This window comes from Mycobacterium sp. UM_WGJ (assembly GCF_000455125.1).
GTDB lineage: Bacteria > Actinomycetota > Actinomycetes > Mycobacteriales > Mycobacteriaceae > Mycobacterium.
Map to the genome: position 1 here is coordinate 22,036 of NZ_AUWR01000052.1, position 25,197 is coordinate 47,232.

The 25,197-nt window shown below is 67.7% G+C and carries 25 protein-coding genes, 2 tRNA genes and 1 other RNA gene; 17 read left to right on the forward strand and 11 right to left on the reverse strand.

All coding sequences use genetic code 11. The annotated features are described in order from the left end of the window. The first annotated feature begins 10 nt into the window (after positions 1–10). The 4 genes from N416_RS0115420 to N416_RS0115435 all read left to right on the forward strand — a co-directional run bounded on the left by N416_RS0115420 (position 11) and on the right by N416_RS0115435 (position 2,018). The gene (locus N416_RS0115420) at positions 11–532 is read left to right on the forward strand and encodes a tRNA adenosine deaminase-associated protein (RefSeq protein WP_024443002.1); all 522 of its coding nucleotides are present in this window, start codon (positions 11–13) and stop codon (positions 530–532) included. After that, on the forward strand, positions 529–996 hold the full coding sequence (locus N416_RS0115425; protein ID WP_024443003.1) for a nucleoside deaminase: 468 nt from the start codon (positions 529–531) through the stop codon (positions 994–996). The genes N416_RS0115420 and N416_RS0115425 overlap by 4 nt, the downstream gene beginning before the upstream one ends. Before the next feature lie 29 nt (positions 997–1,025). After that, positions 1,026–1,116, forward strand: a tRNA-Ser gene (locus N416_RS0115430). 149 nt (positions 1,117–1,265) lie between these two features. Then, complete coding sequence (locus N416_RS0115435) at positions 1,266–2,018, forward strand: ANTAR domain-containing protein (protein ID WP_081654599.1); 753 nt, start codon at positions 1,266–1,268, stop codon at positions 2,016–2,018. 28 nt (positions 2,019–2,046) lie between these two features. Here the strand turns inward: N416_RS0115435 and N416_RS0115440 are convergent, their stop codons facing one another. The 4 genes from N416_RS0115440 to N416_RS0115455 all read right to left on the reverse strand — a co-directional run bounded on the left by N416_RS0115440 (position 2,047) and on the right by N416_RS0115455 (position 5,928). After that, positions 2,047–2,889: a formate/nitrite transporter family protein gene (locus N416_RS0115440; protein ID WP_024443005.1), complete on the reverse strand. Its 843-nt coding sequence runs from the start codon at positions 2,887–2,889 to the stop codon at positions 2,047–2,049. Between the two features lie 162 nt (positions 2,890–3,051). Next, positions 3,052–3,375 carry a DUF4333 domain-containing protein gene (locus N416_RS23960; protein WP_024443006.1) on the reverse strand — a complete coding sequence of 108 codons (324 nt, stop codon included), beginning with the start codon at positions 3,373–3,375 and terminating at the stop codon, positions 3,052–3,054. 337 nt (positions 3,376–3,712) lie between these two features. Next, positions 3,713–5,185, reverse strand: coding sequence for a neutral zinc metallopeptidase (locus N416_RS0115450; protein WP_024443007.1), 1,473 nt, complete (start codon positions 5,183–5,185; stop codon positions 3,713–3,715). A 2-nt stretch (positions 5,186–5,187) separates the two neighbouring features. Next, a complete protein-coding gene (locus N416_RS0115455; protein WP_024443008.1) occupies positions 5,188–5,928 on the reverse strand; it encodes an Rv3717 family N-acetylmuramoyl-L-alanine amidase in 741 nt (246 codons plus the stop codon). Positions 5,929–5,978: 50 nt separating this feature from the next. Between N416_RS0115455 and N416_RS0115460 the strand changes: the two genes are divergently transcribed. Beyond that, positions 5,979–7,337, forward strand: coding sequence for a wax ester/triacylglycerol synthase family O-acyltransferase (locus N416_RS0115460; protein ID WP_024443009.1), 1,359 nt, complete (start codon positions 5,979–5,981; stop codon positions 7,335–7,337). Between the two features lie 2 nt (positions 7,338–7,339). Next, positions 7,340–7,813: an NUDIX domain-containing protein gene (locus tag N416_RS21740; RefSeq protein ID WP_036458199.1), complete on the forward strand. Its 474-nt coding sequence runs from the start codon at positions 7,340–7,342 to the stop codon at positions 7,811–7,813. Here the strand turns inward: N416_RS21740 and N416_RS0115470 are convergent. The 3 genes from N416_RS0115470 to N416_RS0115475 are packed head-to-tail and all read right to left on the reverse strand — an operon-like array spanning position 7,810 to position 10,264. After that, complete coding sequence (locus N416_RS0115470) at positions 7,810–9,666, reverse strand: fatty acyl-AMP ligase (RefSeq protein WP_024443010.1); 1,857 nt, start codon at positions 9,664–9,666, stop codon at positions 7,810–7,812. The two genes, N416_RS21740 and N416_RS0115470, sit on opposite strands and share 4 nt — an antisense overlap. 34 nt (positions 9,667–9,700) lie before the next feature. Beyond that, positions 9,701–9,835 (reverse strand): hypothetical protein, encoded by a 135-nt coding sequence (locus N416_RS24165; protein WP_255341890.1) that lies wholly within the window; start codon positions 9,833–9,835, stop codon positions 9,701–9,703. Positions 9,836–9,847: 12 nt separating this feature from the next. Next, positions 9,848–10,264, reverse strand: a complete 417-nt coding sequence (locus tag N416_RS0115475) for a DUF302 domain-containing protein (RefSeq protein ID WP_024443011.1) — start codon at positions 10,262–10,264, stop codon at positions 9,848–9,850. A 79-nt stretch (positions 10,265–10,343) separates the two neighbouring features. Here N416_RS0115475 and N416_RS0115480 point away from each other — a divergent pair, with 79 nt between their 5' ends. Genes N416_RS0115480 through N416_RS21745 form a run of 3 tightly spaced genes read left to right on the forward strand, consistent with a single transcriptional unit; the run spans position 10,344 to position 13,341 of the window. Then, positions 10,344–11,261 carry a haloalkane dehalogenase gene (locus N416_RS0115480; protein WP_024443012.1) on the forward strand — a complete coding sequence of 306 codons (918 nt, stop codon included), beginning with the start codon at positions 10,344–10,346 and terminating at the stop codon, positions 11,259–11,261. A 15-nt stretch (positions 11,262–11,276) separates the two neighbouring features. Next, entirely contained in the window at positions 11,277–12,320 is a 1,044-nt protein-coding gene (locus tag N416_RS0115485) for an ATP-dependent DNA ligase (RefSeq protein WP_024443013.1), read from the forward strand. Position 12,321: 1 nt separating this feature from the next. Next, positions 12,322–13,341: a DNA polymerase domain-containing protein gene (locus tag N416_RS21745; protein WP_036458201.1), complete on the forward strand. Its 1,020-nt coding sequence runs from the start codon at positions 12,322–12,324 to the stop codon at positions 13,339–13,341. Here the strand turns inward: N416_RS21745 and N416_RS0115495 are convergent. Beyond that, on the reverse strand, positions 13,333–14,016 hold the full coding sequence (locus tag N416_RS0115495; protein ID WP_125079505.1) for a TetR family transcriptional regulator: 684 nt from the start codon (positions 14,014–14,016) through the stop codon (positions 13,333–13,335). The two genes, N416_RS21745 and N416_RS0115495, sit on opposite strands and share 9 nt — an antisense overlap. A gap of 56 nt (positions 14,017–14,072) precedes the next feature. On the opposite strand from N416_RS0115495, the gene N416_RS0115500 reads away from it, so the two are divergent. The 4 genes from N416_RS0115500 (at position 14,073) to N416_RS0115515 (ending at position 18,720) form a co-directional block, all read left to right on the forward strand. Next, positions 14,073–14,549, forward strand: coding sequence for an MmpS family protein (locus N416_RS0115500; protein ID WP_051190286.1), 477 nt, complete (start codon positions 14,073–14,075; stop codon positions 14,547–14,549). Continuing rightward, positions 14,546–17,455 carry an RND family transporter gene (locus N416_RS0115505; protein WP_024443016.1) on the forward strand — a complete coding sequence of 970 codons (2,910 nt, stop codon included), beginning with the start codon at positions 14,546–14,548 and terminating at the stop codon, positions 17,453–17,455. The genes N416_RS0115500 and N416_RS0115505 overlap by 4 nt, the downstream gene beginning before the upstream one ends. 217 nt (positions 17,456–17,672) lie before the next feature. Then, positions 17,673–18,146 carry a DUF5078 domain-containing protein gene (locus tag N416_RS0115510; RefSeq protein WP_024443017.1) on the forward strand — a complete coding sequence of 158 codons (474 nt, stop codon included), beginning with the start codon at positions 17,673–17,675 and terminating at the stop codon, positions 18,144–18,146. A 10-nt stretch (positions 18,147–18,156) separates the two neighbouring features. Next, entirely contained in the window at positions 18,157–18,720 is a 564-nt protein-coding gene (locus tag N416_RS0115515; RefSeq protein WP_024443018.1) for a hypothetical protein, read from the forward strand. Between the two features lie 30 nt (positions 18,721–18,750). Here the strand turns inward: N416_RS0115515 and N416_RS23310 are convergent, their stop codons facing one another. The 3 genes from N416_RS23310 to N416_RS0115530 all read right to left on the reverse strand — a co-directional run bounded on the left by N416_RS23310 (position 18,751) and on the right by N416_RS0115530 (position 20,945). Beyond that, the gene (locus N416_RS23310) at positions 18,751–20,079 is read right to left on the reverse strand and encodes a DUF4226 domain-containing protein (RefSeq protein WP_024443019.1); all 1,329 of its coding nucleotides are present in this window, start codon (positions 20,077–20,079) and stop codon (positions 18,751–18,753) included. A gap of 30 nt (positions 20,080–20,109) precedes the next feature. Continuing rightward, positions 20,110–20,823 carry a membrane protein gene (locus N416_RS0115525; protein ID WP_024443020.1) on the reverse strand — a complete coding sequence of 238 codons (714 nt, stop codon included), beginning with the start codon at positions 20,821–20,823 and terminating at the stop codon, positions 20,110–20,112. Positions 20,824–20,859: 36 nt separating this feature from the next. After that, a tRNA-Ser gene (locus N416_RS0115530) sits at positions 20,860–20,945 on the reverse strand. Positions 20,946–21,057: 112 nt separating this feature from the next. Between N416_RS0115530 and ffs the strand changes: the two genes are divergently transcribed. The 4 genes from ffs (at position 21,058) to N416_RS0115545 (ending at position 25,192) form a co-directional block, all read left to right on the forward strand. Continuing rightward, positions 21,058–21,152: signal recognition particle sRNA small type (gene ffs / locus N416_RS22760), an RNA gene on the forward strand. After that, positions 21,153–22,481: an aminotransferase class I/II-fold pyridoxal phosphate-dependent enzyme gene (locus tag N416_RS0115535; RefSeq protein ID WP_046300888.1), complete on the forward strand. Its 1,329-nt coding sequence runs from the start codon at positions 21,153–21,155 to the stop codon at positions 22,479–22,481. It abuts the RNA gene before it with no gap. 98 nt (positions 22,482–22,579) lie between these two features. Continuing rightward, positions 22,580–23,191: a CHAP domain-containing protein gene (locus N416_RS0115540; RefSeq protein WP_024443022.1), complete on the forward strand. Its 612-nt coding sequence runs from the start codon at positions 22,580–22,582 to the stop codon at positions 23,189–23,191. A 54-nt stretch (positions 23,192–23,245) separates the two neighbouring features. Beyond that, on the forward strand, positions 23,246–25,192 hold the full coding sequence (locus N416_RS0115545; RefSeq protein WP_024443023.1) for a DNA polymerase III subunits gamma/tau: 1,947 nt from the start codon (positions 23,246–23,248) through the stop codon (positions 25,190–25,192). Positions 25,193–25,197 lie beyond the last annotated feature (5 nt).

The following is a 25,197-nucleotide window of genomic DNA, read 5'->3' on the forward strand; positions in this document are numbered from 1 at the left end:
GTAGGCGCCCATGGGAGCACAGAGCTCGTCTGCACCGGGCCGGCCGGCCGAGACGCTGGACGGCTTCGGAGTGGCTGTTGTGCGTGAAGACGGCAAATGGCGTTGCACGTCGATGCGTGCTGCGGCCCTTACCAGTCTTTCCACAGCAGAGACCGAGCTACGTGAACTGCGCAGCGCCGGAGCTGTATTCGGCCTGATCAATGTCGACCACGAGTTCTTCGTGATCATTCGTCCGGGCCCGGCCGGCACTCGGCTGTTGCTTTCGGATGCCACCGCGGCCCTGGACTATGACCTAGCCGACGAGGTGCTCGAGGAGATCGACGCCGACATCGACGCCGACGACTTGGAGGACGCCGATCCTTTCGAAGAGGGCGATCTGGGCGTGCTGTCCGACATCGGCCTGCCCGCTGCGGTGCTCGGCGTCATTCTCGACGAGTCCGATCTGGCCGTCGACGAGCAGTTGCACCGCATCGCCAACGAGATGGGATTCGACGAGCAGCTCACCGCGGCGATGCCGCGACGCAGTCGGTGAGCGGCCCGCTCACCGACGAGGACCTGATCCGCGCGGCCCTGGCGGCCGCCGGCCAGGCCGGTCCCCGCGACGTGCCGGTCGGTGCGGTGCTGGTCGGTCCCGACGGCACTGTGCTGGCGCAGGCGGCCAATGCGCGCGAAGCTCTGGGCGATCCGACCGCGCACGCCGAGCTGCTGGCCATCCGCGCTGCCGCCGCCGTCCTCGGTGACGGATGGCGGCTGACCGGCGCGACGCTGGCCGTCACCCTGGAGCCCTGCACCATGTGCGCGGGGGCGCTGGTGGCCGCGCGGGTGGAACGGCTGGTGTTCGGGGCCTTCGAGCCCAAGACCGGAGCGGTCGGTTCACTGTGGGACGTGGTGCGGGATCGCCGGCTCAATCATCGCCCGCAGGTCCGTGGCGGAGTGCTCGCCGCCGAGTGTGCTGCACCACTGGAAGCGTTCTTCGCCCGGCAGCGATTGGGCTGATGGCCCCCTCGTTGGGTACGCTGTCCCGCGGTGGCGTGTCCGAGCGGCCTAAGGAGCACGCCTCGAAAGCGTGTGTGGGGTAACCCCCCACCGAGGGTTCAAATCCCTCCGCCACCGCCACATGATGAGTCGCCTCATCAGTTACGGATTGCCCCGGCTTCGGCCGGGGTTTTCTGTTTGTGGTGCCACCTCGTGGCCGGGCTGATGCTTCGCCACCGATACCATCTGCGGGGTAGGGGGCTGGCAATTAGGGAACAGTGGCTGCTGCAATGAAATTGCCAGGTAAGGACCGCTTCGATGAGATAGCGCGGGGGCTGGACCAGGGTCTGTCAACCGGGGCTTTCCTGCTGCTGGATCGCGACCTGCGGATCCGGGCGGTGAGCGCGGAATACGAGCGGATATCGCTGCGCCGACGCACCGAGCTGCTGGGCGACTTCCTGTTCGACGCCTTTCCGGAGAACCCCGGTGACCCGCAAGCCAATGGCAGATCGAATCTCGAGGCGTCGCTGGAGACCGCGATGCGCACGGGTCATCCGCACCGGATGTGGCTGCAGCGTTACGACGTTCGCGACGATCTGCGCACTCCCGATAAGTTCGTGCCGAAGGTGTGGAAGCCCTGGAATGAGCCGCTGCTCGACCACGGCGAGCTGTTAGGGGCGGTGCACCACGTCGAGCCGGTCACGCAGGTCCAGCAGGCGGTTGCCACGATGCAGCGCGCCCTTGAAAACGGTGCGTGCTGGTCGCCGGCAGAGCTGCTGCGGGTCTTGAGCGCGGTCAGCGCCACCGAGAACGCGCACCACCACGAACAACGACAAGCCTTGGTCCGTGAGGCCGAGCAACTACAGCGCGCCATCGAGAGCCGCGACACGATCGGCCAGGCCAAAGGCGCGTTGATGGAGCGGTACGACATCGACGCCACGACCGCCTTCAACCTGCTGGTGAAGATTTCGCAGGACACCAACACGCCGGTGGCTCAGGTCGCCCGCAAGCTCATCAGGAACGATCGCTCGGATCAGCGCTGATCACCGCGGCCGGTCCGGGTGTGCGCCGTCAGACTCCCGCGGTCACTTCCTTCTGTACCGCCGAAGCGCTGCGCTTGGGCGCGGTCCGCGAGTGCGTCGCGTACATCGCCAACCCGGTGAAGGCCAAGCCACCCACCAGATTGCCCAGCACCGTGGGAATCTCGTTCCATTCGATGTAGTCCAGGATGGTGAAGTGCCCGCCGAGCATCAGGCCGGACGGAAACAGGTACATGTTGACGACTGAGTGCTCGAATCCCATTGCAAAGAATAGGGATACGGGCAACCACATGGCGATCACCTTTCCGGTGACGTCGGTAGCCAGCATGGCCCCGACCACGCCGGTGGACACCATCCAGTTGCACAACATGCCGCGCACGAACAAGGTCAGCATGCCCGGAAAGCCGTGTGCGGCATAGCCGAGCGTGCGGGCCTCGCCGATGTGCCCGATCGCCTGGCCGACTTCGTTGGGCGGGCTGGAGAACCCGTAGGTGAACACGATCGCCATCAGCACCGCGACGGTGAAGGCACCGGCGAAGTTGCCCAGGAAAACCAGTCCCCAGTTCCGCAGCACCCCGCCGATGGTGACACCCGGACGCTTGTCGAGCCAGGCCAGTGGCGCCAACACGAACACCCCGGTCAGCAAGTCGTATCCCAGCAGGTAGAGAATGCAGAATCCGGCCGGAAACAGCATTGCCCCGATGATCGCGTGACCGGTCTGCACTGTCATGGTCACCGCGAACGCCGCGCCCAGCGCCAGCGTCGCACCGGCCATGAATGCGCGGATCAGGGTGTCGCGGGTGGACATGAAAATCTTGGACTGGCCGGCATCGATCATCACATTGATCAACTCGGGCGGCTTGACGTAGGTCATCGAACTCCTCAGGTACCGCAGCGCAGTAGTTGGATCGGCGCTGTGACCCTATGTCGGTGCGGCCCGCTTGGAGCAAGCTCGTCAGTCAACTCCTAGTCAGCCCACAGACGTTGCCCAACAATGGAATCGCGGGATCTAGATGGTGTTTTTGCTGCTAAAACATCACCGCGGGCGGTCGACGGCGTATGTCCCCGCGTCGTCGGTGAACTCCGCCAGCACCCGGCGCTGAGCGCCGTCGACAGTGACCACACAGCTGAAACTGGTGCCCTTGCGCACGGTCGGGTTGACCCCGTTGTTGCAGCGGACATCGCTCACCTTGTCGCGGCCGTAGCCGTTGATCGGGTCGGTGAGCACCTGGCGAACACCGTCTTGGGCCGCAACCACATCGAGCTCGACGGGGGCCGAGCCGCCGACGGCGCCGCGCAGCACCAACGTCGCAAGCACACCCAGGGCGAGCAGCCCGGTCAGGCCCGCGGCGATCAGCACGGCGCGGTTCGACGGCGGTTGGGGGCGCGCCGGTTTCGGGGCGCCGGCCTCCGAGTCCGCCCGCGGCCGGCGACGGTCCTGCGGTGCCGGTGGCCGCGGGCCCGACGGCGGTGGCCGGTGCGCCTGCGGGGGCGGTGGCACCCGGCGTGGCGGTGGTGCAGGGGGTCGGCGGACCTCCTCGAGATACCACGGTCGCTCGGGTGGCCGGGGACGTTGCGGTGGCGGCCCCTGCGGGCCACGGGGTCCCCGCGGCTGCTGGGGTGGCCGCGGAATCGGTGTGGTCCGCCGCTCCGGCCGTTCGCGCGGGTCGTCGGGACGGTTCATGACGCCGGGCCCATCACGGGAACCGCCCGAAGCATCCGTCGACGTCGCCGTGCAGCCCGGACCGGAACGCCAGAATCCGGGTGAACCCCGCCGGCACGGTGTCGTCGTTGGCGTCGCTGGCGACGATGCCGTTCATCAACAGGCCCGTCACCGCCTCGTCGAGGTCGCCGCCGGCCAGCGTCAAGCCGCGGACCGACGACCCGGAAGACAGCGTCATGGGCTCGGCCATCCGGCGCTGCGCCACCCCGGTCAGGCACGCGGTGCGCAACGCCGCCGATGCCGACTCCAAACCGACCTCGCGTTCGCGTTGCACCGCAAGGGCATACCGCGACGTGACCGCCGACAACCCGGTGTTGTCGCCCTGCGGCATGCCCAGCGTCGACTGATCGGTCGGGGCACTCATCTCCTGCAGTCCGGCCAGATCGACGACGATCAGGTTGGACTCGGGGCAGTAGGCCACCGGGTCGGGCTGGTGGCCGCTGGGGCACTTGCCCGACGTGGACAGCTCCGGCGGGCGGGACAGGCCGAAGATCTGGCCCAGCTGCTCCATCAGGGTCGACAACACCGACGCGTCGATGGCGAGGTCGCTTTGCGGGTTCTCGGAATCGAACAGGGAATGGGGCAGATTGCCACGGCGCTTGCGGATCTCGCCCATGTCGATGTCGGCGCACATCGCCGCGCCGCCGTCGAAGCCGGTCTGAAAAGCACCGACCCGATCCAGAGCGGTGCCGTGTTCATCGGAGATCGAGACCGGATTGTCCGGCGTCGATACCGGGTCGCGGATCACGATCAGGCCGGCCAGCACATGATTGAGGCCGTCGCCGGTGCTCAGCTGTACCCGCGACGAACTGCCCGCGGCCACCCACTGCAGATACACCCCGGCAAAACAGTCGGCCTGCTGTTCGCGGACCAGGGTGCGTGTCAGCGGGTGGACGATGCCGGCCATGTTCTGCAGGGCGTGCCCGTATTCGTGCGCCAGGGTTCCGTTGATCGCCATGTCGCCGAAGTACTTTCGGGCCGTGGGCAGGAATTTGGCGCGGTCCCAGGCCATGGTGTCCATCCGGCGGCAATACATCGCGTTCGGCAGGTGGTAGACCTCGCCACCGCACACCGACGGGCCGTCCGGGTCGGTGGAGTCATACGACATCAGCGTCGAGACCGGCTGGAAGCGTCCGCGCAGCGCCTCGGCGTAATGCTGCGTCCAGAAGTCCTCGATGTCATCGACGGCCAACAGTGACAGGCGGTCGATGTCGCCGCCGTCGCTGTTCTGCACCCGGGCGGTGACCGGGGGAACGTCGCCGCGCGGGCCGCTGGGCCCCTCCGCGGTGGGCAGACCGCCGACCCGTCCGGGGTCATACAGCATCGAAACCGCGTGCCCGGCGATCACCGTCGGGACGCTGTCGTGGGAGCAGCCCGTCAGCGCCAGGATCAGGGCGGCCACCCCGAAAAGCGTTCTGGCGGTACGGCCGAATCCGCGTTGAGACATCGTCACCTGCTGAGGTAGGCCACGATCCCGCTGGTGACCGCCGAGGCGTACCGCGCTCGCCCGTCGGCACTCTCCAGCAGCGCCGCGTCCTGGGCATTGCGCATGTTGCCCAGCTCCACCAGCACCGCCGGATACTCGGCCAGATTCAGCCCGGCCAGATCCGCTCTCCCATACAGGCCGTCCGTGCCGAGATAGCTGGACTGGGGAATGCCCGCGGCCGTCAGGGAATCCCGGATGTCGCCGGCCAGCGCCACGGCCGGCCCGGACTGGGCGTCGTTGAGCGCCGGGCTGGAGTAGTTGACATGAAACCCGCGGCCCGAGGCCGGCCCACCGTCGGCGTGGATGGACACGATCGCGTCCGGGTGCGCCGCGTTGGCCGCGGCGGCGCGGGCATCGATGCACGGCCCCACGGAGGCGTCGTCGGCACGCGAGAGTTCGGTATGCACGCCCAGCCGCTCGAGTTCCGCCCGGATCCGGCCGGTCACGTCCCAGGCCAGGCTGTGCTCGGGATAGCCGTCATCGGTGGCGGTTCCGCTGGTCTGGCACGGTTTGGTGCCGCCGCGCCCGTTGGGAACCTGCCGGGCGATCGAGGCGTCGTTGGCGCCGCTGTGTCCGGGGTCCAAGAACACCGTCTTGCCGGCAACGGCGGGATTCGCGGGATCGGCCGGAGCTGCGGGCGCGACAATGCCGGCCGCGAGTAAGCACGCGGCCGAGGCGACACAGACAGGGGCCCGGCGACGCACGAGGCAAGACTAGCAAGCGGCCATGGGCCCCTCCGGGGTCTAATGGATCGATGCAGCTGATGTCACCGCTCGATTCGGTCTTCCTGCTGGCTGAGACGCGTGAGCACCCCATGCACGTCGGCGGGTTGATGTTGTTCGAGCCGCCGGAGGGCTCCGGACCGGAATTCGTCGGCGAGATCTACCGGGGCCTGCTGAGCGCCCGTGATCTGCAGCCCGCCTTCCGCAAGCACCCGGCGTCGCAGCTCGGCGCGATCTCCGGCGTGGGCTGGGCCTTCGACGACGACGTCGACCTCGAGTACCACGTGCGGCGCTCGGCGCTGCCGGTACCGGGCCGGGTGCGTGATCTGCTCGAGCTGACCTCACGGCTGCACGGCAGCCTGCTTGACCGGCACCGCCCACTGTGGGAGGCCCACGTGGTCGAGGGCCTCAACGACGGCCGGTTCGCCGTCTACGTCAAGGTCCACCACTCGCTGATCGACGGTGTCTCGTTGCTGCGGCTGATGCGCCGCACGCTGTCGACCGATCCGCGGGAATCGGAATTGCGCACGCCGTGGTCGGTCCGGGTCTCGTCGCGGCCGCGCCCCGAGTCCGGGTCCCGCTTGAGCGAACTGACTCAGATGGTCAAAGACGTTGCCGCCTTTGGGCCGTCGACGGTGCGACTCGCGCGCGCAGCGCTGCTGGAGCAACAACTGACTATGCCGTTCGCCGCGCCGCGCACCATGCTCAACGTCAATATCGGCGGTGCCCGTCGGTGCGCGGCGCAGTCCTGGCCGGTCGAGCGGGTGATCGCGGTGAAACGAGCGGCCGGCGTCACCCTTAACGACGTGGTGCTGGCGATGTGTGCCGGGGCGTTGCGCGCCTACCTCGACGAGCAGAACGCGCTGCCGGACCACCCCCTGGTGGCGATGGTCCCGGTGAGCCTGCGCACCGAAGCCGAAGCCGACTCCGGCGGCAACATGGTCGGCGCCATCTTGTGCAACCTCGCCACCGACCTCGAGGACCCGGCGCAACGGCTGGCAACCATCAGCGAGTCGATGCGCGGGAACAAGAAGGTGTTCAGCGAATTGCCGCGCACCCAGGCGCTGGCGTTGTCGGCGGCCAATATGGCGCCGCTGGCCCTGGCGGCCATCCCCGGCTTCGTCTCGGCGGCCAAGCCACCGTTCAACATCGTCATCTCCAACGTGCCCGGCCCCGCCGAGCCGCTGTACTGGCGCGGCGCCCGCCTCGACGGCAACTATCCGATGTCGATCGCGCTGGACGGGCAGGCGCTCAACATGACGGTGGTCAGCAACGCCGGCAACCTCGACTTCGGGCTGGTCGGCTGCCGGCGTTCCGTTCCGCACCTGCAACGGCTGCTGAGACACCTCAACACCGCGCTGGAGGACCTGGAACACGCCGTGGGGGTGTGACCATGGCCAAGCGCAGCGCCGGGTTGCTGTTGTACCGGGCGGGCGCCGACGGCGCCGTGGAGGTGCTGATCGCCCATCCCGGCGGACCGTTCTGGGCGCGCAAGGATGACGGCGCCTGGTCGATTCCCAAGGGCGAACAACCCGAAGGCGAGGACCCGTGGGATACCGCGCGACGTGAATTCGCCGAGGAGCTCGGCCTTGCGCCGCCGGACGGCGAGCGAGCAGACCTGGGTGAGGTGCGCCAGGCGGGCGGGAAGGTGGTCACGGTGTTCGCCGTGCGTGGCGACCTCGACGTGACCGAGGCTCGCAGCAACACATTCGAATTGGAGTGGCCGCCGCGGTCGGGACAACGGCGGGAGTTTCCCGAAGTAGACCGGGTGGGCTGGTACTCGGTGGCCCAGGCGCGAATCAAGCTGCTGGCCGGGCAGCGGCCCGTCCTGGACCGGTTGGTGGATTACCTGCGGCTCGAGCCCTAACCGCCGGTCTGGGTTGGAGGTGTTCCCTGTTGCTGCTGACGCCGCTGCGCCAAGCTGGACACGATCATCCGGGCCAACGTGCTGGTTCCGTTTGCTCCGGCTCCCTGCGGGGACCGGACAGCCGGCGTCGCCGGAGCATGCCACCGCGCCAGCGGGTGCAGTTCGCCGGCGAGGAACTGCCGCCGGCATTCGCCCCGTTGAATCTTGCCGCTGGAGGTGGTGGGCACCCGCATCGCCGGCACCAGCAATAGGTCCTGGGTGTCCAAGCCGTGCTGTTCGCTGACCGCCGCGCGGATGGACTCCATGATCGCGGGATACTCGCTCTCGTCGACCTGCTGCCGATAGTCCAGTTCCTGCACGATCACCAGGCGGGCGTCGTCATGCGGTTTCGGTTGCACGGCGAACACCGCGCCGCGGTCGGCCAGCAACGCCGGATGGCTGTCTTGCACCGTCGGCTCGATGTTGTTCGGGAAATAGTTGCTGTCGCCGATGGTGACGAGGTCCTTCCACCGCCCGGTGACGAAGACCTCGCCCTGGCAGAGAAATCCCATGTCGCCGGTGCGCAGGAAGGGGCCTTCACCGGTGTCCGACAGGAACCCGGCGAAGCTGTGCGCGTTCTCTATCGGCCGTGCCCAGTACCCTTGCGCCACGCTGGGTCCCGAAACCCAGATCTCGCCGACCTCGTCGGGTCCGAGCTGCTGGCGGGTCTCCGGATCGACGATCAGGACCCGCTGGCCGTACACCGGCGGGCCGCAGCTGACCACTGCGACGGCGTCGGTGGTGGCCTCGACGTCGACGGTGCGGTTCTCACTCAGCGCCTTGCTGTCGACGTAGCGGACGCCGACGACGCCGGGAGTGGGGTCCGCCGAGACCAGCAGGGTGGCCTCGGCCAGGCCGTAGCACGCCAGAAACGCCTCGATGCGGAATCCCGCCGGCGCGAACGCGTCGGCGAACTCCTGAATGGTCGCAGCGTGGATCGGCTCCGAACTGCTCGCGGCGGTGGTCCAGTTCGACAGATCCAGGGCCGCGCGCTGGTCCGGGGTGCTGTGTTTGACACACAACCGGTAGGCGCTGTTGGGTGCTGCGGTCGTGTGGGCGCCAAACCGCGACATGGCCTCCAGCCACGCCATCGGCCGCTGGAAAAAGACGATCGGCGACATCAACACGGTGGTGCAGCCGACGTAGATCATCTCCAGGACCCCACCGATCAGTCCCATGTCGTGCTGCTGCGGCAGGAAGTAGACGCTGGTCTGGTCCTCGTTGCCGTGGTAGGCGCGCCGGATGGACTCCAAGTTGTGCATGAGGTTGCCGTGCGTCACGACAACGCCCTTGGGCGATTTGGTCGAGCCCGAGGTGTACTGGATCATCGCCGTGGTACTCGGGTCGATGTCGGGCGCCTGCCATGCTTCGGGGCTGGCGGCTTGGTCGATGGCGCACCACTGAAGCGTCGACATACCGGGCACATCGGTGGCCGCCGCCTGAAGTTGAGTCTGGGTGGCCGAGGTCGCTACCGCAAAGGTGGCCTGAGCGTCGGGCGCGACCAGCCTCAGGCGGGCCAGGGGAGTGTCGACCGGCACGGCGATCGCCCCGGCGTAAAAGCAGCCGAAAATGCTGATGATGCTGTCCAGCCCCGGTCGGCAGATCACCAGCGTGCGTTGCCCGGCAGCGCCAAGGCGCTGCAGCTCGGCGCCGACTGCTCGAGCCTTGGCGTCGAGTTCCCGGTAGGTCAGGCTCGCCATGATCTTGTCGCCGTCGGGGGCGAAGTTGAACGCGACCTTGTCCCCATACCGGTCAGCCTGTATCCGCAGTAAGTCCACCAGGGTGTCTGCGTTTGGCAGGAATTGCTCAGGCATGCCCACACCATAATGCGTGCATGCGGGGACTCGGCTAGGAGAGCGTCGTCTCCGGATGGCCCTCGCACCACTGCTCAGGCGGCACCTGGGCGCGTACCTCTGCGATGTGCTCGCCGCAGCCGTCCCAGGTGGTCTTGCCACAGACTCGACAGGGCACGGGGTAGCACATCGGCGGCTCCTCTCAGCTGGTGCGTAACGCACCCGCCAGCGTATCGATGACGGTGCGGATCTTCTCGCTCACCTCGTCGGCGATCGCCGCCAATGCCGGATTGTCGATCACTTGGGCCATCAGTTGCGGATTCATCGCCTCCACCAGCACCGTGCCCGGGTGTTCGGTGTCTTCGCGAACCACGACGTTGCAGGGCAGCAGCACCCCGATGCGCTTCTCGGCGGTCACGGCCCGGTGGGCCAGGGGTGGGTTGCAGGCACCCAGGATCAGGTAGCGCTCCATCTCCTCGCCGAGCTTGGCCTTCAGTGTTGCTTGCATGTCGATTTCGGTCAGTACGCCGAAACCGTTGTCCTTCAGGATCTCTCGTGTCTTCTCGGTGACGGTGTCGAAATCGGTGCCGGTCACTGCGGTGCTCATTGCCACGGACATTCCAGGCCTCCTTGGTCGCGTAGAAAACCAGTCTATCAGACACCCCCGGGGGTATATACCGACACGGTATCGTCGCCTCATGCAGACCCTGCGCACGCCCGACGACAGATTCGCCGGACTTCCGGATTTCCCCTACCAGCCGCAGTTCTGCGACCTCGATGACCTGGACCAGGACGAGCCCGGCGGCACGCTGCGGGTGGCCTGGGTGCAAGACGGTCCCGAAGAGGGGGAGCCGATCCTGATGCTGCACGGCGAACCGTCGTGGTCGTATCTCTACCGCAAGATGATCCCGATCCTGGCCGAGGCGGGGTATCGGGTCATCTGTCCGGACCTGGTCGGGTTCGGCCGGTCCGACAAGCCCACCCGCGCGCAGGACCACACCTATGCGCGCCATGTCGAGTGGATGCGTGCGCTGGCGTTCGACGTCCTCGACCTGCGCAACGTCACGCTGGTGTGCCAGGACTGGGGTGGGCTGATCGGGCTGCGGCTGCTCGCCGAGAACCCGGACCGGTTCAGTGGCGTCGTCGTGGCCAACACCGGCCTGCCCACCGGGGACATTCCGATGCCGGATGTCTGGTGGCGCTTTCGGGAGGCGATCCAGACCGCGCCGACCATCAACGTCGGATGGTTCGTGCAGGCCGGATGCCGCCGGCCGATGAGCGACGCCGTTCGGGCCGGCTATGACGCCCCGTTCCCCGACGACAGTTACTGCGTCGGCCCGCGGACCATGCCGTCGCTGATCCCGACCACGCCCGAGGATCCCGCCGCCCCGGCCAACCGGGCGGCCTGGGCCGCGCTGTGCGCCTCGCAGACCCCGATGCTGGTCGCGTTCAGTGACGGCGACCCGATCACCGGGGCCATGGCGCCGATCTTCGAGCGCGAGATGGCCGGTGCGCACGGCCGGGCCCACCCGGTGATCCACGATGCCGGGCACTTCCTGCAGGAGGACGCCGGCGAAGAACTCGCCCGCCACGTCGTGGAGTTCCTGCGGCGCTGAGCAGCCACCGCCATGATGGACACCATGGACTTGCCCGTGGCGCCGCCGGTGGCCCCGATGCTCGCCAAGGCGGCCGCCAAGGTTCCCGGTGACGGCGAGGAGCCGGGGCGCTGGTCCTACGAACCCAAATGGGACGGCTTCCGCGCCATTGTGTTCCGCGACGGCGATGAGGTGCTGCTGCAGTCCCGCAACGGCAAACCGCTGAGCCGCTACTTCCCCGAACTGCTGGAGGCGCTGCGCGCCGAGACCGCCCCGCGCTGCGTGCTCGACGGCGAAGTCGTGGTGCCGCGCCAGATCGGCGGGCGGACCCGGCTGGACTGGGACTCGCTGAGCCAGCGGATTCACCCCGCCGAGAGCCGGGTGCGGTTGCTGGCCGAACAGACCCCCGCGCAGTTCATCGCCTTCGACGCGTTGGCCACCGGTTCGGCCGCGCTGCTCGACGAACCCTTTCGGGAGCGGCGCGCGGCGCTGGCCGAGCTCATCACCGGCGGCGCCGGCTGTCACATCACCCGGGCCACCGCCGACCCCGAACAGGCCACCCGCTGGCTCACCACGTTCGAAGGCGCCGGGTTGGACGGGGTGGTCGCGAAGCGGAATGACGGGCCGTACCTGCCCGGCAAGCGCGAGATGGTCAAGGTCAAACACCACCGGGACGCTGACTGCGTGGTGATGGGGTATCGCATCCACAAGAGCGGGGTCGGCATCGGTTCGCTGTTGCTGGGCCTGTATCGCACCGACGGCGAGCTGGCGATGGTGGGCGGCTCGTCGGCGTTCACCGATGCCGATCGGCGCAAGCTCCAGACCGAGCTGGAGCCGTTGCGTCTCGGTGAGGTCCGCGACGGCGAACCGAGCCGGTGGAACTCCGCCGCCGACAAACAGTGGGTCCCGATCCGGCCCGAGCGCGTCGCCGAGGTCGCCTATGACCAGATGGAAGGGGACCGCTTTCGGCACACCGTGAAACTGCTGCGGTGGCGCCCCGACCGGGACCCGGCCAGCTGCACCTTCGATCAGCTCGAGGTGCCGCTGAACTACGACCTCGCCGACGTGCTGGAGACCTGAGATGGCCGGTCCCGAGGAGTTGCTGGTCGGTGGCACCGCCGTCCGCTTCACCAGCGGTGACAAGGTGTACTTCCCCCGGCTGGGTGCGGGCGGCACCAAGCGGGCGCTGGCCGACTACTACCTGGCGGTGGCGACCGGGCCGCTGCTGCACGCCCTGGCCGACCGGCCCAGCCATCTGCAGCGGTTCCCGGACGGCATCGACGGGGACGAGGTCTACCAGAAGCGGCTGCCGCGTTCGCACCCGGACAACGTGGAGTCCTGCCGGGTGACGTTTCCCTCCGGGCGTACCGCAGACGTGCTCAAGGTCACCCGGCCCGCCGACATCCTGTGGGCCGTGCAGATGAGCACCGTGACATTCCATCCCTGGCCGGTGCGCTGTCCCGACACCGACCACCCCGACGAGCTGCGCATCGACCTGGACCCGCAGCCGGGCACCGGTTTCGCGCAGGCCCGTGCGGTCGCGCTGGAGGTGGTGCGCCCGCTGCTCGACGAGCTCGGGCTCATCGGCTACGTCAAGACCTCCGGCGGCCGCGGCCTGCACGTCTACCTGCGGATCAAGACCGACTGGGATTTCATCGAGGTCCGCCGGGCCGGCATTGCCCTGGCCCGCGAGATCGAGCGGCGCGCACCGGAGGCGGTCACTGCCTCGTGGTGGAAGGAAGAACGCGGCGCGCGGATCTTCGTCGACTTCAACCAGAATGCCCGGGACCGCACCATGGCGTCGGCCTATTCGGTGCGGGCCACGCCGATCGCCACCGTGTCCACGCCGTTGACCTGGGATGAGCTGGCCGACGGCGCCGATCCCGACGACTTCACGATCAGCACGGTGCCGGACCTGATCGCACGGCGCGGGGACCCGTGGAGCGCCATCGACGACCTCGAACAGTCCCTGGAGCCGCTGCTGGACATGGTGGCAACCGACGAGGCCCGCGGGTTGGGGGACCTGCCCTACCCGCCGAACTACCCGAAGATGCCGGGCGAACCCAAGCGGGTGCAGCCCAGCCGGGCGAAATCAGACTGACGGCTCCAACAGTCCGATGCAGGTGGCGGTGAGCAGCCGGGTCAATGCGGTGGTGAAGTCCAGATTCCACTCCGGTGGCACCTGCCGCTCCGCGGCATAGGCGTCGGCCAGTTTGGTCGGTGGGTGCGCCACCTGCCACAGCGGCGCTGCCAGTGAATAGGACGCCAGCAACAGGTCGAAGGCACCTTGCTTGCCCAGCCGGGGGAGCGCCTGCAGCAGGGCGTCGGCCATGGTCAGCCCCGCCGCGGTGATCTTTCGGCGGATCTCGATCACCCGCTCGGCGTCTACCTCATGGTCTAGGTGTAAGTGCAGATTGGCCAGCATGTCGCAGAACAACGGGTCTGCGGCCAACCCGCCGGCCAGGGTGGCGGCCACCCGGTCCGGCGACATCGTCTCGGACCGTTGCAGCGCGGTGCAAACGGTGTTTGACCAGCCCTCCCAGCTCTCGGCGGCCAGTCGCAGCAGCACCTCTTTGTGCGAGCTGAAGTAACGCCGTACCGCCGAGTGGTGCACCCCGGCCCTGCGGGCCACCGCGGTCAGGGTCACCGATGCCACGCCGGTCTCTGTGGCCACCGAGCGGGCGGCCTCCATCAACGCTTCAGCCCGCTGACGCTTGTTCGCGTCGCTGCGGGCGCGTTGGAAGGCGACCTGACGCACAGCGAGAGGATAACGCACACAATGTGCGTTGCGGGCCTCCGTGGGAGTGCTGTAGCGTGCGTTTACGCACGTTGATGTGGGTTAGGGTATCCAAAGTTTGCTGGTGTGAGGGGACTTCGATTTTCAAGGTACTGAGCCGGGTGTGGATACCCCTGGTCATAGTGGCTGTGGTCTGTGTCGCCGCGTTCACCGTGACGCGCATCCACGGCCTGTTCGGCTCGGAGAAGCGCCCCTCCTATTCAGACGGCCAGAACGACGAGACCAAACCGTTCAACCCCAAGCGGTTGACCTATGAGATCTTCGGCCCGCCCGGAACGGTCGCCGACATCAGCTATTTCGACGTCAACTCCGAGCCGCAGCGGGTCCAGGACGTCGCGCTGCCGTGGCAGCTCGAAATCGTCACCACGCTTCCGTCTGTGGTGGGAAGCATCATGGCGCAGGGCAATAGCAACAGCATCGGCTGCCGTATCACCGTGGACGGAGAGGTGAAGGCGGAACGGATCTCCAACGAGGTCAACGCCTACACCTTCTGCCTGCTGAAGGCGGCATGAGCCAGCTCGGTACACCTCGCACCGGCGAGCGGCCGGAGCGACCGTTCATCGCGCGGACCATCCGCCGGTTCGCCATACCGATCATCTTGGGGTGGCTGGCGCTGATCGCGGTGCTCGTTGCCACCGTCCCGCCGCTGGAAGAGGTCGGCAAGCAGAACGCCGTGTCGGCGAGCCCTAAAGACGCCCCCTCCATGCAGGCCATGACCGAGATGGGCAAGGTCTTTCAGGAGTCGGACTCCGACAGCACCGCGATGATCGTGCTGGAGGCCGACCACGAACTGGGCGACGCCGAGCACGAGTACTACGCCGAAGTGGTCGAGAAGCTCAAGGCCGACACCGCCCACGTCCAGCACGTGCAGGACTTCTGGGGTGACCCGATGACCGCCGTCGGCGCCCAAAGCGCTGACGGCCGAGCGACTTACGTGCAGTTGAACCTGGTCGGCAATATCGGCCAGGCGGCGGCGAACGACTCCATCGCCGCAGTCCGCGAAATCGTGGACTCGGTCCAGACGCCGCCGGGGCTGACCGTTTATGTCACCGGCACCGCGGCCCTGGCCGCCGACATGAACCATGCCGGCGACAAGTCGATGTTCAAGATGATGGTGGTCACCATCCTGGTGATCCTGACCATGCTGTTGCTCGTCTACCGGTCGGTCATCACGGTGGCGCTGCTGCTGGGCATGGTCTATATGGAGCTGAACGCCGCCAGCGGCGTGGTGGCATTCATGGGCCACCACCACTGGGTGGGGTTGACCACGTTCGCCGTCAACCTACTGGTCTCGCTGGCGATCGCCGCCGGCACCGACTACGCGATCTTTCTGATCGGCCGCTATCACGAGGCGCGCCAAGCCGGCGAGGACCGGGAATCGGCGTACTACACGGCTTTTGAAGGCGTCGCGCACGTCATCCTGGGATCCGGTCTGACCATCGCCGGAGCGGTGTTCTGTCTGCACTTCACCCGGATGCCCTACTTCGTCACGCTGGGCATTCCGTGCGCGGTGGGCATGCTGGTCTCGGTGTTCGCGGCGTTGACGCTGGGCCCGGCGATCATCACGGTCGGCAGCCGGTTCGGCCTGTTCGACCCCAAGCGCGCGACCAGCACCCGCGGCTGGCGGCGGGTGGCGACGGTGATCGTCCGCTGGCCCGGCCCGGTTCTGGTCGCCTCCCTGGCGGTCGCGGCGGTCGGCCTGCTGGCGCTGCCGGGATATCAGCCGGCCTACGACGACCGGAAATACATTCCCTCCGACATCCCCGCCAATGAGGGCTTCAACGCCGCGGACCGGCACTTCTCGCAGTCCCGGATGATGCCCGAGGTGCTGTTGATCGAGGCCGACCACGACCTGCGCAACCCGTCGGACTTCCTGATCATCGACAAGCTGGCCAAGTCCATCTTCAAGGTCGTCGGGATCTCCCGGGTACAGGCCATCACCCGTCCGCAGGGCACCACACTGGAACACACCTCGATCCCGTTCCAGATCAGCATGCAGAACGCCGGCCAACTGCAGACCATGCAGTTCCAGAAGAAGCGCATGGACGACATGCTGACCCAGGCCGAGGCCATGGAGCAGACCATCGCCACCATGCGCCAGATGTACGGCCACATGAGCCAATTGGCCGGCATCACCCACGAGATGGTCATCGACATGGATGACCTACAGGCCCAGATCTACGAGATTCGGGACCACATCGCCGATTTCGAGGACTTCTGGCGGCCGATCCGCAATTACTTCTACTGGGAACCGCACTGCTACGACATCCCGATCTGCTTCTCGCTGCGCTCGGCGTTCGACATGGTCGACAGCGTTGACCCGATGAGCGAGAGCATGGACAAGATGATCGCGCACATGGGTGACATGGATGCCCTGATGCCGCAGATGCTGAGCACCTTCCCGCCGATGATCGACACCATGGAGACCATGCGGATCATGATGCTGACGATGCACAGCACCATGTCCGGGATCTTCGCGCAGATGGACGAGATGAGCGACAACGCCACTGCGATGGGCAAGGCGTTCGACGAGTCCAAGAACGACGATTCGTTCTACCTGCCGCCGGAGGTGTTCGAGAACCCGGACTTCAAGCGGGCCATGAAGATGTTCATCTCCCCGGACGGCAAGGCCGTCCGGATGATGATCTCGCATCGGGGCAATCCGGCTACCGCCGAAGGCATCTCGCACATCGACAAGATCCGGACCGCGGCCGAGGAAGGGCTCAAGGGCACGCCGCTCGAAGACGCCAAGATCTATCTCGGCGGGACCGCGTCGCTGTTCAAGGACATGCACGACGGTTCCAACTATGACCTGCTGATCGCCGGAATCGCCTCGCTGTGCCTGATTTTCATCATCATGCTGCTGATCACTCGCGCCCTGATCGCCGCGTTGGTGATCGTCGGCACCGTGGCGTTGTCGCTGGGTGCGTCGTTCGGGCTGTCGGTGCTGTTCTGGCAGTACATCATCGGTATTCAGCTGCACTGGCTGGTGCTGGTGATGAGCGTGATCGTCCTGCTGGCGGTGGGGTCGGACTACAACCTGATGCTGGTCGCCCGGTTGAAAGAGGAGATGCACGCCGGGCTGCATACCGGCATCATCCGGGCGATGGGCGGCACCGGGAAGGTGGTGACCTCGGCTGGACTGGTGTTCGCCTTCACCATGGCGTCGATGGCCGTCAGTGACCTGCGCATCATCGGGCAGATCGGCACCACCATCGGTCTGGGGCTGATGTTCGACACGCTGATCGTGCGGGCGTTCATGACGCCGTCGATCGCGGCGCTGCTGGGACGCTGGTTCTGGTGGCCGATCAACGTGCTGCCGCACGTCGGTGGGAAAGCCGCCCGGCATCGAGAGGCCGCCGCCCTGGCTCGCGGCGAGGGCTCGGAGGACACCGAGGAGCTGGCCCACAACCGGTAGCCCGATGTGAGCGATCGCATGCGCAGGGAGCCGGAAAACAATTAGGTAGCATGGCTAAAGTTATGTAGCATTGCTTACCGAGTTCGGATGGCTGAGCGACCCTTTTAATGGCGCATTCGCCTCACCTGCTTCACCCGACTCAGCGGTCTCACCGGCGGGTTTAGCGTCCCAGAACTGACAGAGTGAAAGGGTCCGGGGAATGGCTACAGTGGACTCCATGCGTACGCACCGCTCGCTACTGAGGGGCATCGTCGTGACCGCTGCCGCCGTGGGCGCAGCCGTGACCGCGGTGCTGCTGCCCGCCACCGCCTCCGCCGACGCGACCGACGACTTCCCGATCCCGCGTCGGGTGATCCGCACCGACTGCAGTGCCGAGCAGATGCTGGCCGCCAGCCGCGACCTGTCGCCGATCTACTACGAGCGCTACATGATCGACATGCACAACAAGCCGGTCCAGGTGCAGCAGGCCACCATCGACAAGATGCACTGGTTCTTCTCGCTGAACCCCGAGCAGCGCCGGGCCTACTCCGAGGAGTTGGCGACCAACTTCGCCGACCCGCTGACGGTGTCGTGGCCCAACCACGCCAAGATCTTCTTCAACAACAAGGGTGTCGTCGCCAAGTCGACCGAGGCTTGCAGTCAGTACCCGCGCGACGACATGTCGGTGTGGGACTGGTCCCCCAAGCCGTAACAGGAGACCGATGAACGGTTCCATCCGTCGAGTCATGCGGGTTCTGCTCGTCGCCGGCGCGGCGGGTGGCCTGCTGCTCGCGGCCCCGGGAGGACCTGCGGGGGCGCAGCCTGCGGGGTTCCCCGATTTTGACGAATTCACCGCGGTCCCGGTGGACAGCTACATCTCCACGGGCCCCAAGGGGCCGGGACGCTGGGTGAACTTCTCCACGCCCTACAACGTCGCCTGCCAATTCGACGCCATCGACCCGCCCGCGGGATCGTCGCAGGCCATCATGTGCGACGGCGACATGCCGGGCCTGGCCAACGCGCCGCTGGGCTCGGGCGCCCCGGTGCCGGGCGGGTGTGTGATCGGGACGGTGCGCTCTCAGGGCGCGGCGGGTCTGCGGCTGAACCGCGAATCGACCGGTTGCGGCCGCCAGTTCTCCAACGGAGCTTTCCTGGGCGTCGGGCAGAAGCTGTCGTACGGCAACGTCACCTGTGCGGTGGGCACCGACCAGCTCGTCGCCTGCCTGGACACCTCGCTGGGGCATCACGGGTTCGTGCTGAGCCCCTCGGGCAGCACGGCGTTCTAGGGGTTCTCGGACTGCCCGGGCCCGCCTGCGCTACCGGTCGATGGTGAACGTGGTGGTGTAGGTCCGCGGGTGATATGGCGGCGGCGGGGCATCTGGCCCGACCGGCCAGCCCTCAGGCGTCGGCCACGTGCTGACCCGCATCGTGACCTGCTCTTGTCCGTTGGGAAGCGTCTCGACATTGACGATGCTCGGCCCGTACGGGACGGCCGGCTGATTGCCGGGGCTCGGGATGAAACCGGGGCCGGTGAGGTCTTGCGGGGGAGCCTGCAGCAGGCCCTGGGGGCTGCCCGCGGTGACGCCCACGACCTGGCCGCCATCGCTCGCGCTGGCCAACAGATACCCGCCTTGGGGCAGCGGCACGATCTGGTTCTCCCGGTTGGCGGGCCCGAGATTGTTGAAGGCACCGACCTCATGCAGGCTGTTCATCCAGGCATGGGGCGGGTCGCCGGCAGCGACCGGAGCCGACTGCCACAGGGCGCGCTGACCGTCTTGCCCCATGTTTCCGACGATCATCATGGTCCCGGAGGCCTGGTCGTAGACACCGCTGGCCTGCGAGATGCCCACCTTGGTGTCTGAGCCGAGCGGGGTGCCCAGCAGCGGTCCCAGATCCGTTGCCGGATCGGCCAGGTTCTGCACCCGAGATTCCGGGGCGATGTAGTTGTCCGGTGAGGTCCCGGGCCCGTACGGCCGGACACTGTAGAACGCGTATTGCTGACCGTCGGGGCCGACCGCGGTGCCGGTCGGCAGTGCCCGGAAACCGTCATCGACGGGAAACGGGTTATCGATGTCGGGCTGTCCGGGGAGCTGCAGGCGGGGGTGGCCGCTCTCCGGGTCCCCGGTGATGACGATGCCGGTGCCCGGGATCGTCGCGCCCAGGTCATAGGGCGAACCGTCCTGCTTCTCCGGCATCGGTGGGCTGCCCACGCCCGCGATCGTGGGGTCGTGCTGGCCGTCGGCCGGAATCGTGTTGTCCACCAGGCGGATATGCGGGTCCTGACCGTCCGCGCCGCTGCCCAGCCGGTAGTCATTGGTCAAGGTCTGCACCAGCTGCGTCCGATGCCGGCTGTCGGTGGCGGCGTCGGAGACCACCCGGTGGATCTCGCGGGTCTTGGCGGTCAGGAATCGCTGGAACTGGCGGGACCCGGCGGGGGTGTCCAGGCCTGGCCAGGTGGCGGCCGACTCGCGGATCTCGGACTCGATGGCGTCGAGCCGTTGCCGCGAACTCACGGTGTTGCGCACGGCCTGCTGCAGGATGGTCTGGAACTGTTTGTCGGCCGCTACCGATGCCGCCAGCCGGTTCGCGAGCTCCACTTCACGCGCGCGCGCCGCATCCGCGAAGCCACCGAGGTTCTCGGCCATAGCGAACAGGGTAGCCGGGCGGGATCGGGCTTACTGGTCCTTTTTCGCCCGGCGCTTGCCGGACGGGCGCAGCTTGCCCTCGTCGGTTGGGGCCGGCTCGTCGGCGTCGACGCCCGTCGACTCGAGGATCTCGGTGGCGTCGGGCTCGCCATCGGCCTCGTCGGCGTCAGCGTCCTCGGGCTCATTCGCGGCCTCGTCATCGACCTTGGTCTCGTCGGCGTCAGCGTCCTCGGTCTTCGCGTCGCCGGACTTCTTGCCCCGGCGCCGACCCTGCTTGGGCTGCTTTTCGACCTTGGGTTTGAGCGGTTTGGGCGGCGGCGGAGGCATTTCGGCGACGAATGCCAGATAGAACGCACCGATCCCCAACAGGGCGATCGCGGCTGCGGCCCCGTAGATCCCGAACAGCCACACGCCGAAGCTGTCCAGCGACAGCCAGATCTCACTGACCGCGGTGCCGACGATCAACGCTGCGGCCACCAGATGCGCCACGATCGAGCCGGTCCGCAGTGACAGCGCAAGCTGCGGGGTGCCGTACTCGGGCTTGCGCGACTGCTTCAACACCGCCGCAACCGGCAGGGCCATCCCCCCGACCAGCAGTCCGAGCAGAACTCGCATCACGGTGCCCAACACATGCGGGCTGAAGCCGGTCAGCTCCCACCACCGCGGCAGGACGAAGAGGAAATACAGAATGGCGGCGAGAGTCGAGAGCGACGCGTGCCAAACCGTGGCGACGGTACGACTCACGCCACCTCCCATGCTCGTCAGCTAGTGATTCAGGTGCGGAGGATAGGGGATTTGAACCCCTGAGGGCTATTAACCCAACCCGCGTTCCAGGCGAGCGCCATAGGCCACTAGGCGAATCCTCCGTCGGCAATGGTAGCTGAGTCCGTTGCGTGCCCCGCGCGCCGCTCGTCCTGCCAGGCTTAGCCGCTCGTCCCGCCCGGCTTCGCCGCGCTCGCGACCACCGCTAGACTTGCCCGTGGACCCCGCGCGGCGTCCATCCTGTGAACTCCCCCAGGGCCGGAAGGCAGCAAGGGTCAATGGGCTCTGGCGGGTGCGCGGGGTCCCCTTATATGTCGGGCCTTCGCCGGCTGATTGCGCTTGATAAGGGACTTGAAAGGTACGTCGTGTCGCTGCATACCCTCGCCCCTGCCGACCTGACCGCGCAATATGAGCGCTACCAGCAGGACTACGCCGAGCTGCAGGCCAAGAAGCTGTCGCTGGACCTCACCCGCGGTAAGCCGTCACCCGAGCAGCTCGACCTGGCCAATGGCCTGCTGGCCCTGCCGGGCCCCGATGACTACCGCGGCGACGACGGCACCGACACCCGCAACTACGGCGGCCTGCATGGTCTGCCCGAGCTGCGCTCCATCTTCGGGGAGCTGCTGGGCATCGCGGTGCCCAACCTGATCGCCGGCAACAACGCCAGCCTCGAGTTCATGCACGACGTCATCGTCTTCTCGATGCTGCACGGCGGGGTGGACTCGCCGCGGCCGTGGGGGCAGGAGCCGGCCGTCAAGTTCTTGTGCCCGGTCCCTGGCTATGACCGGCACTTCGCGATCACCGAGACCATGGGCATCGAGATGATCCCGGTCCCCATGCGCGAGGACGGCCCGGACGTCGACCTGATCGAAGAACTCGTCGCCGCCGACCCGGCGATCAAGGGCATGTGGACCGTGCCGGTGTTCGGCAACCCGACCGGCATCACCTACTCCTGGGAGACCGTGCGCCGGCTGGTGCAGATGAAGACGGCCGCACCCGACTTCCGGCTGTTCTGGGACAACGCCTACGCGGTGCACACCCTGACCACCGACTTCCCCCACCAGATCGATGTGCTGGGGCTGGCCGCCGCCGCGGGCAACCCGAACCGGCCGTACGTGTTCGCCTCCACCTCGAAGATCACTTTCGCGGGCGCCGGCGTCAGCTTCTTCGGTGGCTCGCTGGGCAACATCGCCTGGTACCTGCAGTACGCCGGGAAACGCTCGATCGGCCCGGACAAGGTCAACCAGCTGCGGCACCTGCGGTTCTTCGGTGACGCCGACGGTGTGCGGCTGCACATGCGACGCCATCAGGAGATCCTGGCGCCCAAGTTCGAGTTGGCCGCCGAGATTCTTCAGAACCGGCTCGGTGACGCCAAGATCGCGTCGTGGACCGACCCCAAAGGCGGCTACTTCATCAGCCTGGACGTACTGCCGGGCACCGCCCGGCGCACCGTCGCGCTGGCCAAGGACGCCGGCATCGCGGTCACCGAAGCCGGTGCCTCGTTTCCCTACCGCAAGGACCCCGAGGACAAGAACATTCGGATCGCCCCGTCGTTCCCGTCCACCGAGGACCTGCGCAACGCCGTCGACGGTCTGGCCACCTGCGCCCTGCTGGCCGCCGCCGAACACCTGCTGGGCTGACACATTGCGGAATTCGGCGTCGGTGCGGCCGTCGCCGAATAGAGTTTTTTGACAGTTGATTCAGCAAACCCGTTGATTTGCCGGTGGAGGCGCGAGAAATGTCGATCAAGGTCGGTGCCTTCGGCTGCGCGGTGGTGGCGCTAGGGCTGCTGGGTCTGGGCCAGGTTCCGGCGGCGCAGGCCGGACCGGAACGGCCGGTCGAACCGCCGTCGGTGCCGGCCGCCGATCCCATTGCCGCCGAAGCGGAACTGTTGCCGCCGAGGGCCGCCGAACAACTCGATGCCTTTCGCCACGATGCCGCCGAGGGCGCACTGGGAAATCCGGTGATGTATGGCGACGGCCAGTGTTATCCGCTGGTGCAGCAATACATCCAGACGCTCGGTTCATGGCGCAACAGAGACCCCAGCGGCAATGCCTTCGATCTCTACGAGCATTTCCCCACCAACGGTCTGGGCCAATACTTCGACCAGGTGCCGTTCGACGGTGGTCTGAACGCACCGCGGGTCGGGGACGTCGTGGTCTACGGCCCCGGCGGGTTTGTCAGTGAACACGGGCATGCCGGGGTGGTCACGGCGGTGCGGGGCAGCGGCAGCCTGCTGCGCTATGAGGTCGCCGAACAGAACTCCGGCGGCCGGTTGTTCGTGACGCTGAACTGGCGTGACGTCGGGCCCATGTGGAACACGCTGGGGTATCTGCGCCCGAAACCGTAGTGCTTCGCCTGCCGGGCCTGCACTCGCGTCGGGCTGAGCAAGTACCCTGCTGGCGTGGCGCTCTACCGCAAATACCGGCCGGCATCCTTCGCCGAAGTGGTGGGGCAGGAGCACGTCACCGAACCCCTGTGCACGGCGTTGTCGGCGGGCCGGATCAACCACGCCTACCTGTTTTCGGGACCTCGTGGGTGCGGTAAGACCTCGTCGGCGCGCATCCTGGCCCGGTCGCTGAACTGTGCGCAGGGGCCGACCCCGACGCCGTGCGGAACCTGCGACTCGTGCGTGGCGCTGGCCCCCAACGGCCCGGGCAGCATCGATGTCGTCGAACTCGACGCGGCCAGCCACGGCGGGGTCGACGACACCCGCGATCTGCGCGATCGCGCCTTCTACGCTCCCGCCCAGTCGCGCTACCGAATCTTCATCATCGACGAAGCGCACATGGTGACCACCGCGGGTTTCAACGCGCTGCTCAAGATCGTCGAGGAGCCGCCCGACCACCTGATCTTCGTGTTCGCCACCACCGAACCGGAGAAGGTGCTGCCCACTATCCGCAGCCGCACCCATCACTATCCGTTCCGGCTGCTGGCGCCGCGCACCATGCGCGAGCTGATCGGAAGAATCTGCGAGCAGGAGCGCGTCGCCGTCGATGACGCGGTATATCCACTGGTGATCCGTGCCGGCGGCGGCTCGCCCCGCGACACCCTCTCCGTGCTCGACCAGCTGCTGGCCGGCTCGGAGCCCATGCCCGGCAGCCCCGACACCAGCCACGTGCGCTACCAGCGGGCACTGGGCCTGTTAGGCGCCACCGACGTCGCCCTGATCGACGAGGCGGTCGACGCCTTGGCCGCCGGGGATGCCGCATCGCTGTTCGGAGCGGTGGAGGCGGTCGTTGACGCCGGCCACGACCCGCGCCGGTTCGCCATCGACCTGCTGGAGCGGTTCCGCGACCTGATCGTGCTGCAGGCGGTCCCCGACGCGGTCGCCAAAGGCGTGGTCGACGCACCGGAAGACATCCTGGAACGCATGCAGGAGCAGGCCGCCCGGATCGGTTCGGCCACCCTGGCCCGCTACGCCGAGGTGGTGCACGCCGGGCTCGGGGAGATGCGCGGCGCGACCGCTCCCCGGTTGTTGCTGGAGGTGGTGTGCGCCCGGCTGCTGCTGCCCTCGGCCGCCGACACCGAAGCCGCACTGCTGCAACGGATTGAGCGCATCGAGGGCCGACTGGACATGTCGATACCGGCGGCACCCGCGCGTACCGGAGCCGTCTCCTCCGCGAGCCCGCCGTCTCCGGCCGCTGCGCCGGCCGCGTCATCGGGCAAGCAGTTCACCCGCCGTTCTGCCCGGACCACCGACCCCGCATCCGCGCCCGCACCCGAGCCTGCGCCGGTGCCCGTCGCCGCTCCCACCCCCGAGCCGGTGCCGCCACCCGCGGCGGCAGTGCCCGAACCCGAACCTGTTGCGCCACCTGCTCCGGCCCCCGCGCCGCCGGCCGAACCGGAGCCCGCTGCGGCGCCGCCGGCGCCCGCACCCGCTGCGGCAGCCACCCCGGGCGAGCCCGACGCCGCCGCCGTGCGCGCGATGTGGACCACGGTCCGCGAAAAGGTGCGCCGACGCAGCCGCTCGACCGAGGCGATGCTGGCCGACGCGACGGTGCGCACCGTGGACGGCAACACCTTGGTGCTGACCCACGGAACGGCCTCGCTGGCCAGGCGACTCTCCGAACCGCGCAACACCGACGTCATCACCGAGGCCCTCAAGGACGCCCTCGGGGTGAACTGGCGGGTGCGCTGCGAGGCCGGCGGACCACCTCCGGACGCCGGCCACTCGGCGGCGCCCGCTCAGGTCGACGTGGAATCGGCGCGGCGCGCCGACGAGGAGGCCATGCTGGCCGAGGCGGCCGTCGATGCCGGTTCGGAGGCCCCGCCCCGCCGCGACCCCGAAGAAGCGGCCCTGGAGTTGTTGCAGAACGAGTTGGGCGCCCGCCGGATCAGCGGCGACTGAAGGTA

Bases quoted from the DNA above. Each gene is read 5' to 3' on its own strand.
- N416_RS0115420 (WP_024443002.1), top strand. From the start codon at position 11: ATGGGAGCACAGAGCTCGTCTGCACCGGGCCGGCCGGCCGAGACGCTG.
- N416_RS0115435 (WP_081654599.1), top strand. From the start codon at position 1,266: ATGAAATTGCCAGGTAAGGACCGCTTCGATGAGATAGCGCGGGGGCTG.
- N416_RS0115440 (WP_024443005.1), bottom strand. From the start codon at position 2,889: ATGACCTACGTCAAGCCGCCCGAGTTGATCAATGTGATGATCGATGCC.
- N416_RS0115450 (WP_024443007.1), bottom strand. From the start codon at position 5,185: ATGTCTCAACGCGGATTCGGCCGTACCGCCAGAACGCTTTTCGGGGTG.
- N416_RS0115460 (WP_024443009.1), top strand. From the start codon at position 5,979: ATGCAGCTGATGTCACCGCTCGATTCGGTCTTCCTGCTGGCTGAGACG.
- N416_RS21740 (WP_036458199.1), top strand. From the start codon at position 7,340: ATGGCCAAGCGCAGCGCCGGGTTGCTGTTGTACCGGGCGGGCGCCGAC.
- N416_RS0115470 (WP_024443010.1), bottom strand. From the start codon at position 9,666: ATGCCTGAGCAATTCCTGCCAAACGCAGACACCCTGGTGGACTTACTG.
- N416_RS24165 (WP_255341890.1), bottom strand. From the start codon at position 9,835: ATGTGCTACCCCGTGCCCTGTCGAGTCTGTGGCAAGACCACCTGGGAC.
- N416_RS0115475 (WP_024443011.1), bottom strand. From the start codon at position 10,264: ATGTCCGTGGCAATGAGCACCGCAGTGACCGGCACCGATTTCGACACC.
- N416_RS0115480 (WP_024443012.1), top strand. From the start codon at position 10,344: ATGCAGACCCTGCGCACGCCCGACGACAGATTCGCCGGACTTCCGGAT.
- N416_RS0115485 (WP_024443013.1), top strand. From the start codon at position 11,277: ATGGACACCATGGACTTGCCCGTGGCGCCGCCGGTGGCCCCGATGCTC.
- N416_RS21745 (WP_036458201.1), top strand. From the start codon at position 12,322: ATGGCCGGTCCCGAGGAGTTGCTGGTCGGTGGCACCGCCGTCCGCTTC.
- N416_RS0115500 (WP_051190286.1), top strand. From the start codon at position 14,073: ATGTGGGTTAGGGTATCCAAAGTTTGCTGGTGTGAGGGGACTTCGATT.
- N416_RS0115505 (WP_024443016.1), top strand. From the start codon at position 14,546: ATGAGCCAGCTCGGTACACCTCGCACCGGCGAGCGGCCGGAGCGACCG.
- N416_RS0115510 (WP_024443017.1), top strand. From the start codon at position 17,673: ATGCGTACGCACCGCTCGCTACTGAGGGGCATCGTCGTGACCGCTGCC.
- N416_RS0115515 (WP_024443018.1), top strand. From the start codon at position 18,157: ATGAACGGTTCCATCCGTCGAGTCATGCGGGTTCTGCTCGTCGCCGGC.
- N416_RS23310 (WP_024443019.1), bottom strand. From the start codon at position 20,079: ATGGCCGAGAACCTCGGTGGCTTCGCGGATGCGGCGCGCGCGCGTGAA.
- N416_RS0115535 (WP_046300888.1), top strand. From the start codon at position 21,153: ATGTCGGGCCTTCGCCGGCTGATTGCGCTTGATAAGGGACTTGAAAGG.
- N416_RS0115540 (WP_024443022.1), top strand. From the start codon at position 22,580: ATGTCGATCAAGGTCGGTGCCTTCGGCTGCGCGGTGGTGGCGCTAGGG.